This window comes from uncultured Tenacibaculum sp., from assembly GCF_947495995.1.
GTDB lineage: Bacteria > Bacteroidota > Bacteroidia > Flavobacteriales > Flavobacteriaceae > Polaribacter.
The window spans coordinates 57,584-70,660 of sequence record NZ_CANMAX010000011.1 but is presented as its reverse complement, the minus strand read 5'-3'; the positions used below and the strand labels follow the sequence as shown (position 1 = coordinate 70,660).

Here is a 13,077-nt window from a genome sequence, read left to right as displayed (position 1 = left end):
ATTCATTGTGTATAATCTTGAATTTCTTGTTTGATAGCTACAAAATGCTCTTTTAAAGCAGTGAAATTTTGTGCAGCTATATGTTCTTTATGAAGTAATGAACTTCCCATACCAACACCTACAGCGCCAGCGTTAAAAAATGAAGTAATATTATCTTTAGAAACTCCTCCAGTAGGAAGTAATTTTACTTCATTAAGAGGAGCTAAAACATCTTTAATATACTTTGAACCTAACTGAGTTGCTGGAAATACTTTTACAGCAGAAGCACCTAAAGACCAAGCTTTATAAATTTCTGTTGGAGTATAAGCTCCAGGAAAAACAGGAATGTTTTCTGAAACACAATATGTAATAACGTCTTCATCTATTATAGGAGTAACAATAAATTGAGCACCAGCTTTAATAGCGTTTTTACAATCGTCTAAAGTGCATACAGTTCCAGCACCGATATTCAATTTAGGGAACTGTTTAGCTAATTCATTTATTAGTTCCAAAGCACCTTCTGTATTCATAGTAACTTCAAGTGTATAGAACTCTGCTTCTAAAAGAGTTTTAGCAATATTCAGAGTGATTTCTTTTGATAATCCTCTTACGATTCCAACTACGGGACCTTCATTAAATAGATCCCAAGAGAAAGATGAATTATTTTGTGTCATGTAACGTGAGTATTTTTTTCTGTCCTATTAAAAGCGCATTTTTTAATGCTAAATCATCTAAAAGCACAAGTTGATTTTCGGGAATAATAGTTTCAAGAGCAGTTCTATACATTTCAAAAATAGGATTTGAAGCTGCTAGAAATATTTTTGTGTCAGTATTTTGTAAATAACGCAGCTCGTCACCTATAAGCATTCCGCTCAGGTAATAATAATTATCTTTTTTATTCTTGTTTTCAAGTACATCATTAACTCGAACACTAAATAAATTTGATGCTAATTCGTTTTTAATGCCTACGGAAACACCATTTTTAAAAGCTTGTTTTCTTTCAGAATTCCAAGGACTTTTAATAACAGAATTAGCTAAAATGCTGTTGTTAGCAATCACTTCGAATAATTCACCAGTCATAAAGTTTTTAAGATCTGTAAAAAACTGATTTGAAAAACTAATATGTTTGCTGTGTGTGCCTGGTAATAAAAGAATACCTTTTTCTACATATGCTAAATATTCTGATAATCCAATAGCCTGAATTTCTTCACCGCGCATCATTCCAGAATTGTTTTTTACTCCAGAAATTAAAATGATTTTTAATCCGTTTGAAGTCTCCAGATTTTCAGCATTTAAATTGCTTCCATTAACATGAAAAGGAAAATCAGCATAAGGCAAATTTTTCATTCCAATATTAGAAGAAGCCATTCCAGCAATTACAATAATTTCATTTTGATATTTTTGTGAGAGTTTTAAAATTTCTTCTTTCAAATGCTCAGAGAAAAAATCAACCTGTGTTACTGTTGAAGAAGTTTTAAATGATTCATATAAATCTCGAATACCGAGATTCGAAGTTCTTTCTTCAAGAATAGATAAAGTTTCTGTTTCAATTACACGTAATCTGAAATTAGTAGTTCCCCAATCACAGCTAATAAAATATTTAGATTTCATATTGTTCAACTTTATGTTTGGAGCTTTAGTTTATTGTACAAGATTTTGTAATCATGTAAATACGGTTAAGGATAACCTCAACAAAACAATAAAAAATGAAGCAAGAGATAGAAGTGTATATTACCTGTTAATAACAATATTTTACCTACTTATTTGTGAAAAGTAGGTAAAAGAGGGTAAAATATAATAAGGTTGCGATAAAATTAACTAATAAATATGGTTGCTTAAATTCTAAATTTGGTGATTGTATGTTTTATAAAAACGGAATAATGAGTAAAAAACATTTACAAATACTTTTCTTGTTAATTACAATTCAGATAACCGCTGTTGTTAAAGCTCAAGATAAACCTAATATTATATTACTTTTTGCAGACGATGCTGGATATCACGATTTCGGATTTCAAGGAAGTAAAGAAATGTTGACTCCTAGCTTAGATAAGTTGGCAAAAGAAAGTATTCAGTTTAAACAAGCTTATGTTACAGACCCAACTTGTGGTCCGTCTAGAGCCGGTTTGTTAACAGGGAAGTATCAACAACGTTTTGGTTACGAAGAAAACAATGTGCCAGGATATATGAGTAAAGTTTCTGCTCAAGATAATGCAGAAATGGGATTGTCTTTAGAAGAAAAAACCATGGGAGATTACATGCAGAGTTTGGGTTATGTAACAGGTTTTTATGGAAAGTGGCATGTTGGAGGTGCAGATCGTTTTCATCCTACTCGAAGAGGATTCGATGAGTTTTATGGATTTAGAGGAGGAGCAAGAGATTATTTTGCGTACAAGAAATTACCAAAAGATAAATTGAATTGGTTAGAAAAAGGATTTGAAAATTATCAGGAGCATAATGGGTATCTGACTGATTTTTTAGCTGATGAAACGATAAAGTTTATAGAGAAAAATAAATCGAAACCTTTTTTTGCATTTGTTTCTTTTAATGCTGTGCATACACCAATGGATGCTAAAAAAGAAGACTTAGAAAAGTTTCCGAAATTAAAAGGAAAGCGAAAAGAAGTTGCAGCAATGACTTTAGCTTTAGATAGAGCTTGTGGTCGAATTATGGATAAATTAAAAGAGTTAGGTTTAGATGATAACACGTTAATTGTTTTTACAAATGATAATGGCGGACCTTCAGATAAAAATGCTTCAGTAAATTATCCGCTTAGTGGAACAAAATCAAATCATTTAGAAGGCGGTATTCGAGTGCCTTTTCTTTTAAAGCTTCCGAAGAAAAATAAAGTAAGCTCAAGTTATAAATATCCGATTAGTACTTTCGATTTATTACCAACTTTTTATGAAGTTGGTGGAGGTGATGTATCAAAGATTAAAGATATTGACGGAGTAAGCTTACTTCCTTATATCAAGGGACAGAATACGAAAAGACCTCATAAAACTTTGTTTTGGAGAAAAGACGGAAGAGGAGCAATTCGTAAAGGAGACTTTAAACTAATACGATTTCCAGATCGTCCAGCGATGTTGTTTAATATTGTAGAAGATGAAAAAGAATTATACGATGTTTCTAGTGAACACCCAGAATTGTTTCGTGAAATGTATAAAGAGTTATTCGAGTGGGAATTAACTTTAGAACGACCAAGATGGATGTTGAAAAAGAGTTATGAGAAATACGATATTGATAGAATGGATGACTATTGGAAGAAAGAAGAAAAAACTTCAGATTTCAAGAGTAAAAAATCTATCAAAAATTAAATAACTGAATCAAAGAATTAATGTTGAAGTTTTCTCTGATAAATTCAACATGTTTATAAAAATATAGCAGATAATGATAACAGAATCAACAAGTATAGAAGATCAGGTTTCATCAAATAAAGAAGCATTTGCAACTCATACAAAGTTTAAAGGAATTAAGTTAGGAGATTGTCAATGGACCACAGGTTTTTGGGCAGATAAATTCAAGCTTTGTGAAGATATTATGGTTCCTTATATGGGAGATGTATTATGCGGAGATATAGGTCACGCTTTAAATAATTTTAAGATTGCTGCTGGAGAAAAAACAGGAGAGCATAAAGGGATGTATTGGCACGATGGCGATTTTTACAAATACATGGAAGCGCAAATTTATGTTTACGGACATAATAAAGATGAAAAGATCTTAGAAAAACTTGACGAGTATATCAGTATCATTGGAAAAGCACAAGAAGAAGACGGATATCTGCAAACTCAAATCCAACTAAGAGAAGATGCAGATCGTTACGAAAATAGAAAGTATCACGAAATGTATAACACAGGGCATTTATTGTTGAGTGCTTGTGCACATTATACAATTACGGGAAAAAGAAATTTCTTGGATATTGCTATAAAACATGCCGATTTATTACACACCATTTTTATGCCTGAAACCAAACATTATGGCCGTTTTGGTTTTAATCAAACTCAAATTATGGGATTGGTAAAATTATATAGAACTGTTGGTGATAAAAAGTATTTAGAACTAGCAGAACGTTTTATAAACAATAGAGGTAAATACGAAGTAGCACATCATTCTACAACAGAAGGATATCCTATTGGAGATATGGTGCAAGAGCGAACTGCTCTTCGTGATGCAACAGAACCTGTTGGACACGCTGTATTGGCTTTGTATTATTATGCAGGAGCTACAGATGTTTATGCGGAAACTGGTGAGCAAGCATTACTGGATGCTTTAGATAGACTTTGGGAAAGTGTAACTCAGAAGAAAATGTATGTAACTGGAGCAGTCGGACAAACACATTATGGAGCATCAAAGAACAGAGATATGATCGAAGAAGGTTTTATTGATGATTATATGATGCCTAATATGACAGCATACAACGAAACTTGCGCAAATCTTTGTAATGCCATGTTTAGTTATCGAATGTTAGGAGTTAAAGGAGAATCTAAATATGCAGATATTATAGAGTTGGTAATGTACAACAGCGCGCTTTCTGGAATTAGTTTATCAGGAAAAGAGTATTTCTATGCAAATCCATTACGAATGGTAAACAATACTAGAGATTACGATGCACATAAAGATGTAACAGAAACTCCAGAAAGAAAACCATATTTAGAATGTTTTTGTTGTCCGCCTAACTTAGTACGTACAATTGCTAGAGTTTCAGAATGGGCATATAATTTATCAGAAAACGGATTAGTAGTAAATCTTTTCGGAAGTAGTGTTTTAGATACAAAATTACTTGACGGTTCTTCGATAAAAGTAACTCAAGAAACCAATTATCCTTGGGAAGGAAGCATCAATCTAACAATAGATGAATGTAAATCAGATGCATTTGAAATATTAGTTCGTATACCAGAATGGGTAAATAATGCTTCAATTTCTATTAACGGAGAAACAGTTACTGCAGAAATTATTTCTGGTACTTATGCAATTTTAAACAGAGAATGGAATGCAGGAGATGTAATTACAATAAACTTACCTATGGAAACTCACTTTGTAGAAGGTCATCCACGTATTGAAGAGGTAAGAAATCAGGTTGCTGTAAAAAGAGGTCCGGTTGTATATTGTGTTGAATCTCCAGATTTACCAAAGGATACAAATATTTTAGATGTTTACATCAACGGAAAAGAAGCTTTAGAAGCAGAATTTAAACCAGATTTTTTAGGTGGAGTTACTACAATTAATAGTGAATTAATGTTACGTAGTGATAATCCAAATTCAATGTACAAAACAGTAAAAGCTCCTCAGTGGAATTCTTATAAAACGAATCTTGTTCCTTATTTCGCATGGAGTAATAGAGGACAAGCTGAAATGACAGTCTTTATGCCTGTTGTTTGGTAATAATTTTATAATCCCCATGTAAGATTAGCAGTTTTACGTATTAAATTTTATAGAAGTATAATGCAAGAGAGTTTGTACTGTAAGGCTGCTATTATTCTTAAAAACTTAAAATAGTTTGAAACTAAATATTCTGAAATCTATCAGAAAACAAACTAAAATTAATTTGAAATGATTTTATGAAATCGTATAAGAGAAATGTATTTATATATGCAACAATAGTTGCTCTAGGTGGTTTTGTCTTCGGATTAGATGCAGCGTTAATTTCAGGAGGATTTAAATTTATTACTGCTGAATTTAATTTAAACGAATGGGAAGTTGGAGCCATAGGTTTTGGCCCAGGTTTAGGCGTTTTAATTGCATTGCCATTAGCTGCTTGGTCTAGTAACGCATACGGTAGAAAAACTACATTAAAAACAATTGCTTTATTGTATATAATTTCTGCAATAGGATCTGCACTAGCAACATCATTCACCACATTATTTTTAGCACGTTTTTTAGGCGGATTAGCTTTTAGTTCTATTACGTTAGCTTCTATGTATGTTGGAGAAATAGCTCCACCAGAACAAAGAGGAAAGTTAGTTTCAATGTTACAAATCAATATTGGAATTGGATTTTCAGCTGCATATTTTATCAATTACTGGATTTTACAGCAAATGGGAACAGATGCAGGTTGGGTAACAGCTATTAATCTAGATGAAACTGGTTGGCGTTGGATGTTAGGAATTGAAATTTTACCTGCTGTGTTATGGTTCTTTTTTTTATTTATAATTCCTAAAAGTCCGGCTTGGTTAATTTATAAGAACAGAGAAGAAGAGGCTAGAAGTTCTTTAGCGAAAGTATATCCTGAAAATGAAATAGAAGATCATATTCAGGAAATGAAAGAAAGTGTATCTAATGCAGATAACAATAAATCAACTACTTCACAATTAAAAGAAATTTTTAGTGGACCAATGAAAGTTGTTTGTATCGTAGCATTAACCTTAGCTATCGTTCAACAATCAACAGGAATCAATGCGATAATGACTTATGCTTCTACAATGTTTGAACAACTTGGTTTAGGAACAGATGGAGCTTTTGCGAGCGCAATTTGGTTAGGAGTTATTGGATTATTAGCAACTGTTTTATCGCTTTCATTGATCGATAAAATAGGAAGAAGACCGCTAGTTGTTGGAGGATTAATATGGATTATTCTAAGTTTAGGAATTTGCGCATTCGGATTCAATCAGGCTACTTATAAAGTTACGAATGAAGCTATCAGTAAAATGAATGATATTCCAGATGTCGATAAACTTTCCGTTTTAGTTGGGAAAGAATACAATAGCGATACTGAGTTTAAAGAAGCCATAAAGGAAGTATTAGGAGAAACTTCAGCAAGAGATAATTCTGGAGCATTATTAAAAGAAGCTACAAATATTAATGCCTTACTTATTCTATTAGGAATATTAAGTTTTGTGGCTGCATTTAATTTCTCAATCGGACCAATAATGTGGGTATTATTATCAGAAATATTTCCTATTTCTTTAAGAGGAGTTGCAATTCCTTTATTTGCTTTAATATCAAGTACAGTAAGTGCAATTGTACAATTCTTCTTTCCGTGGCAATTACAAAATATGGGAGCAAGCACGATTTTTATTTTCTATGCAAGTATCGTTTCGGTCGGGCTTTTAATACTTTATAAATTCTTACCAGAAACAAAGAATTTAACTATCGAAGAAATTCAAAAATTGATGAAGAAGTCTGAAAAAGCTTAGTTCAGATGATGTAAAAACAAATACAAGTTATAATGAGATTAATAAACCGAATAAAACTACTAAAGGTTTTAAGTTTAGTAGTTTTTACAATTTTATGTTTTGGTTGTAAAACAACACCTAAAAATAAGTTAGAAAGCGAAGCTTTAGAGAAGATTAAAACATTAGAAAAACTAACAGATGATGCTAGGAAAAAATCAATAGATGTAGCTAGAGAAGAAACTGTTTTATGGTTTTCTAAAGAATTTTTAAAGTTTGCCAATTGGGATCAAGAAAATTACGATGCAGTCGAAAAACTATTTGGTTACTATAAAAAATATGAAGCAGATAAAGAAACTTTAGCTAAAGATTTACCAGATTTTGAAAGAAAAAAAGTAATTCAAATTCTTGATAAAGGAATTGAAGATTTAGAAAATATTTTAAAAGGAAAGGTAACTAGAAAACCTGCACAAAAAGTCGCTTGGGATAATATTACAGTAGAAAAAAATAAATTGATAAATAATGGAAGACCTGTTTTTTTACATGATTATTTTTCTAAAACTGTAGGAGCTCCTTTAACCGATAAAAATATTTATAACGATCATTTAGGTGCAATTTATCACACAGGAAGTCATTTATACGATGTAAATAAAGATCGTCCTAGTAATCCGTACATGTTAAACGAAGATGGAACTTTTGATGAAACGTTATTGAGTTATATCACAGAGGTTCCAGATACTAATATTGGTTTCTTGTTACTTTGGAATATGGGCGTTCCTGATTGGATGAAAAAGCAAGAACCTGAAATAGAAAAAGGAAGATCATTATTCACAGGTTTTGATGTCGATAATCCTTTGTTGAGAGAGGTTTGGAGTAAAGTAATTAAAAAAACAGGAGAAGTAACAAAAGGGAAAAAAGTTACTGATTTAGGTTACATTTTATCTAACGAACCACATTGGTTTTCTGAAAAAGGACATTGGACTCAAAAGTATTTAGAGATGAATTCAATTTCATCGTATACTTTAAATAAGTTTAGAATTTGGTTAGAAAAAAAATACGATGGTAACTTAAAAGAGTTCAATAAAAACTGGAACAGTAGTTTTAAAAGTTTTAATGAAGTTACTATTGATATTCCTATGGATCCAGCTCAACGTGGAACGGCATTATGGTACGATTGGTGTCGTTATAATATGGATAGAGGTATCGAATGGTTTACTTTTTTACAGAATGAATTACGTAGTGTAAATCCAGATGCTGATACCCATATTAAAATCATGGCCAAAATGTTTATCGGCGATCACCGTTCTCATGGAATCGATTATGAAGCATTAACAGAATTAACTTCGATGATTGGTGATGATGCGAAAATTACAGGAGGAAGAAATTTCAGAGCCAAACAACCAGAAAAATGGGAAAAGAAGTACGCTTTTTATTGGAATGAATTAGCACATTCTTACGATTTTCAAGAATCAGTTTCACCAAATAAACTGCATATTAATTCAGAAGGACATTTCTTGTCAACTTCTGGGTTTAGAGAATTAGATACAGATATCGATTATGTTAGAAGTAGTTTTTGGTTGGCAACTTTACATGGAATGGATGCGAGTATGTCTTGGTTCTGGGCTAGAGATGCTGATGGTTCTCCAGAAGATAGATTAGAAGGAGAATTGAATTTCTTCGATCCAGCTTTGGCAGGTTCATACGCAGGTTCAGCAAATATGCAACCTCATGTGGTGAACGAAGTTTCTCAAGTGATGTACGATTTAAATAGTTTTTCTGAAGAAATTTTAGCTTTAAGAGATCAAAGAAGACCGTTGAGAATTTTTCATTCAGAAACCTCAGCGATTAATAAAAATCATCACATGACGGAGCAATCAAAATTATACGAATCGTTGTATTTTGAAGGGGTTAATATTGGTTTTGCAACAGAGAAAATCATTAATAAACAAGATCATAAAAATTGGGATGTTATTGTAGTGTATAAAACGCAATATGTAACCGATAATGAGTTTAAAGCTTTACAAAGTTACTTAGATAAAGGTGGAGTTATACTTGTTGACTCTAAAGAGAGCTTGACTAAAAATGAATACGGACAAACACGTGCTACAAAATTATTAGCTAGTAAAGGAAAATTAATCTATGCAGATAATACAAGCTTGAATGAGTTTAAAGATTTAGCTATTTCAGAAATTAAAACAGATAGAAAAGTATCTGTAACAGAAACTAACGGAACAGATTGGAAAGGTTGTGTTTGGAAAGTAGTAAAAAAAGAAAATGAAGATGGTTATGTAATGTCAATAGTGAATTTAGGAAAAAACACAGCAGATTTAACAGTTAGCTTAGAAGGTGAAGAAAATATTGCTATAAAAAATATGATAAACGGATTAGAGATAGGAGGGAACTTTAAATTGAAATCTAAAGGAGTATTACTTTTAGAAATCTCTAAATCATCAAAATAATTTAAATGAAGAAAATTTTAATTACTGGTGGATTAGGTTTTATTGGTTCACATACAGTTGTAGAATTACAGAACGCAGGGTTCGATGTTGTTATCATAGATGATTTATCAAATTCTAGGATAGAAGTACTAGATAATATTGGAAAAATAACAGGTAAGACTCCAGAATATCATCAAATAGATTTACGAGTTAAAGAAGAGGTGAAAAACTTTTTCAATAATGTAAAAGTTGATGGAATCATCCATTTTGCTGCGTTTAAAGCTGTTGGAGAAAGTGTACAAAAACCTTTAGATTATTACGAAAACAATATCGGGGCTTTGGTGTATCTTCTTCAAGAAATGAGAGATAGAAATATAGATCATTTTATCTTCAGTTCTTCATGTACAGTATATGGTCAAGCAGATGAATTACCAATAACTGAAAATGCACCAATAAAACCAGCAGAATCTCCTTACGGAAATACAAAACAGATCGGAGAAGAAATCATCAGAGATACATGTAAAGCCAATGGTTTAAATGCAATTGCGTTACGATATTTTAATCCAATAGGCGCGCACGATAGTTTAAATATAGGAGAATTACCATTAGGAGTTCCTCAAAATTTAGTGCCTTATATTACTCAAACTGCCTTAGGAATTAGAGAACAATTATCTGTTTATGGTGACGATTATGATACACCAGATGGAACACCAATTCGTGATTATATTCATGTAGTTGATTTAGCAAAAGCTCATGTTGAAGCGCTTAAAAGATTGATTGAAAAAAAGAATAAGCAAAATTTTGAGTATTTCAATATAGGTACAGGAAAAGGAAATTCTGTAATTGAAATAATAAACGCATTTGAGCAAACAAATGATTTAAAACTGAATTACAAAATTGTAGCTAGGAGAGAAGGAGATGTTACGGCTGCATTTGCAGACACAACTATAGCAAATAGAGAGTTGGACTGGAAAACAGAAAAAACATTAAATGAAGCTTTAAAATCGGCTTACGAGTGGCAAAAAAAGCAATCTAAAGAAGAAATAATAAAGCAACAATAAAGAAAGTCATTTAAGAGAACACGAAAGCCTTACTAATCTAGTAAGGCTTTTTGTTTTTAAGTCCAAAATTCAGAAATTTAAACAGAAAAGAGATTACAATAGCGTCATTAAAATTTAAAAATGAGACTTTTGTAAACTTTTAAATAAAATTAATGAGAATACTCATTAAGTAATCAGAATACATGGATTTATCGAATAGTATTATCAGTTTTATAGATGCTTTAGGTGTTGTTCAAGGAGTGTTATTAGCAATTTTATTGATGATAATACATATTCAAAAAAATAAATCATTATTGTTTTTGGGGATTTTTATTTTCTTGTTTTCATTAGAACCAATTCCAAATATTTTACACGATTTAGGAATATTAAATACCAATCCGAATTTAGAATTATTACCTGTAGGTTTTCACTTTTTAGCTTATCCGTTTTTATTAATCTATGTAGAAAAAATTTCAATATTCAATAATAAAAGTTTGAGTTATTGGACATTAATTCCTGGAGTTTTTGAATTCATAGCTGCAACTTTTGTTTTTTTATTGCCTTATGCTAAAAAGCTAGAAATAAAAGATTCCTCTTTTGCAATTATCTACTTCTTTTTAGGACTGTGTTATTCAGTATATATAATGATTATAATATTGAAAAGAATTACTTTTCATACCAAAGAGGTTGAAAATCAATACACATTTTTAGATAAGAAAACATTAAACTGGTGTAAATGGTTTGTCTACACGAATATTATTTTTTTAGGACTTAACTTTTTCAATTTTTTTATAGATAGTCATGTTTGGTATGCATGGATTTCAGTTTTAAATGTGATTTTAATATACTGGGTTTCTTTTAAAGGTATACAACAAGAAAAAATAATTGCGTTGATTTGGATCGATAATGATACTTCAAAAGAGAAAAAAATAATTGATGCTAAACAAGAGATTGAACTAGAAGAAACTTCAGAATTAGATTTAAGTACTTCTCAGCACATACAAGATTTTATGACTAAAGATGAAGCTGAAAATACTTTTGAGATTCTTGATGATTATGTTAAGAATTCTGAGTGTTATAAAAACGATACATTAACCATTATTGATATTGCTGAAGCTATTCAAATTCATCCTAAGAGAATTTCATATGCTGTAAATACCATTAAATCGTTAAACTTCAATAATTATATTAATTCTTACAGAGTTGCTTTAGCAAAACAAATTCTCAAAAGTAGCAAAGCTAGCACGCTATCTATTGAAGGAATTGGTGTAGAATCTGGATTTCGTTCTAAAACAACTTTTTACAATGCTTTTAAAAAGAATGTGAATATGACTCCAGCTCAATACAAGAACTCCAAAGATTAATCTCACTCTTCGTTTTCGGTTCATATTTCCGAATTATGAACTCTTACACGTCTTATTTCCAGAATCAAAACTAAGTGGAAACATAACTTTGCACAGGATTATAAAAGTATGATTTCATACTTCACAAGCATTGGAAATAATTAAATAGCATAACATTGAATTTAGAAGAGTTATTATTAAATACAAAATCGAATAAAGTCTTTCTTATTGATAAAAATTGTAAAGTCATAGATTCTTACTCAAAAGATGACACTACAGATAAAATACTAGAAGACAGAATAATTGCATTCAGTGGTACAATTTCAAATATGATAAATCATTTTTTTGAAGATTTTTTAAAATCAGGATTAAAGTCAGTAGTTATGAAATCAAATAAAGAAAACATTGTTCTCGTAAAATTAGAAGAATTAATTCTTTGTTTTTTTTCTGATAAAAATATCAATTTAGCCTTATTAGGCGTAAGTGTACAAAGAGAAATAAATAAAAAATAATGGAAGTAATATTAAACAAACTAATCAGTAACATCAAAGAAAATATTCCAGGATATATAGGTGTAAGCGTAACTGAAATGTCATCTGGAGAATCTTTAGTTTCAGATTCTGTTGTAGAAGGTTTTGATCCGGAGTTAGCATCTGCATTTAATGTTGAGATTATCAATGCTAAAAGAAAAACTATGGAAATATTAAATATATCTGATACATTAAACGACATAGAATTTAATCTTTCTGATCAGGTGCATGTTATCAATATTTCAGATAGTGGAGAGTATTTTATTTATTTAGCTTTAAATAAAGAGAAAGGGAATTTAGGAATAACTAGAAGATTATTATCAAAGTATAAAGAAGAACTAAGTAATGAGTTATAAAGAACTTGTTTTTGATAGCAATATCGTATCTGATTCAAAATTTATAGAATTTCTTAAGTTTCATCAAAATCAGTATTCATCAAAAGTACTTTTATTGAATCAAACAACTACAGATAGAGTAGAAGTTGATAACGAAAATTTAGATAAAAAGGGATTACGTAACATTTTCACAAAAGAAAAAATAAAGTCTATGCTAATTAAATTTGTTACAACAGAATATTATGAAAGTGATATCTAAATTTAAAAAGGCCTTACTAAACTAGTAAGGCTTTTTTTATATTTTAC

General features: G+C 30.6%; 11 protein-coding genes. 9 read left to right on the top strand and 2 right to left on the bottom strand.

The window, feature by feature from the left end:
* Positions 1-2: 2 nt before the first annotated feature.
* Entirely contained in the window at positions 3-653 is a 651-nt protein-coding gene (locus tag Q1A15_RS19290) for a bifunctional 4-hydroxy-2-oxoglutarate aldolase/2-dehydro-3-deoxy-phosphogluconate aldolase (protein ID WP_299627798.1), read from the bottom strand.
* The gene (locus tag Q1A15_RS19285; protein ID WP_299627797.1) at positions 640-1,590 is read right to left on the bottom strand and encodes a 2-dehydro-3-deoxygalactonokinase; all 951 of its coding nucleotides are present in this window, start codon (positions 1,588-1,590) and stop codon (positions 640-642) included. Before Q1A15_RS19285 ends, Q1A15_RS19290 begins: the two co-directional genes overlap by 14 nt.
* 269 nt (positions 1,591-1,859) lie before the next feature.
* On the opposite strand from Q1A15_RS19285, the gene Q1A15_RS19280 reads away from it, so the two are divergent.
* The 9 genes from Q1A15_RS19280 (at position 1,860) to Q1A15_RS19240 (ending at position 13,030) form a co-directional block, all read left to right on the top strand.
* Positions 1,860-3,293 carry a sulfatase-like hydrolase/transferase gene (locus Q1A15_RS19280; protein WP_299627795.1) on the top strand — a complete coding sequence of 478 codons (1,434 nt, stop codon included), beginning with the start codon at positions 1,860-1,862 and terminating at the stop codon, positions 3,291-3,293.
* A 73-nt stretch (positions 3,294-3,366) separates the two neighbouring features.
* The gene (locus Q1A15_RS19275) at positions 3,367-5,358 is read left to right on the top strand and encodes a beta-L-arabinofuranosidase domain-containing protein (protein ID WP_299627793.1); all 1,992 of its coding nucleotides are present in this window, start codon (positions 3,367-3,369) and stop codon (positions 5,356-5,358) included.
* 176 nt (positions 5,359-5,534) lie between these two features.
* A complete protein-coding gene (locus Q1A15_RS19270) occupies positions 5,535-7,109 on the top strand; it encodes an MFS transporter (RefSeq protein WP_299627791.1) in 1,575 nt (524 codons plus the stop codon).
* Between the two features lie 32 nt (positions 7,110-7,141).
* On the top strand, positions 7,142-9,544 hold the full coding sequence (locus tag Q1A15_RS19265; protein WP_299627789.1) for a hypothetical protein: 2,403 nt from the start codon (positions 7,142-7,144) through the stop codon (positions 9,542-9,544).
* A 5-nt stretch (positions 9,545-9,549) separates the two neighbouring features.
* A complete protein-coding gene (gene galE / locus Q1A15_RS19260; protein WP_299627787.1) occupies positions 9,550-10,584 on the top strand; it encodes a UDP-glucose 4-epimerase GalE in 1,035 nt (344 codons plus the stop codon).
* Positions 10,585-10,766: 182 nt separating this feature from the next.
* Entirely contained in the window at positions 10,767-11,927 is a 1,161-nt protein-coding gene (locus Q1A15_RS19255) for a helix-turn-helix domain-containing protein (RefSeq protein WP_299627785.1), read from the top strand.
* Positions 11,928-12,082: 155 nt separating this feature from the next.
* Positions 12,083-12,418: a hypothetical protein gene (locus tag Q1A15_RS19250; protein WP_299627783.1), complete on the top strand. Its 336-nt coding sequence runs from the start codon at positions 12,083-12,085 to the stop codon at positions 12,416-12,418.
* Positions 12,418-12,792, top strand: a complete 375-nt coding sequence (locus tag Q1A15_RS19245; RefSeq protein WP_299627781.1) for a hypothetical protein — start codon at positions 12,418-12,420, stop codon at positions 12,790-12,792. The genes Q1A15_RS19250 and Q1A15_RS19245 overlap by 1 nt, the downstream gene beginning before the upstream one ends.
* Positions 12,782-13,030, top strand: coding sequence for a hypothetical protein (locus tag Q1A15_RS19240; protein ID WP_299627779.1), 249 nt, complete (start codon positions 12,782-12,784; stop codon positions 13,028-13,030). The genes Q1A15_RS19245 and Q1A15_RS19240 overlap by 11 nt, the downstream gene beginning before the upstream one ends.
* Positions 13,031-13,077: the final 47 nt, after the last annotated feature.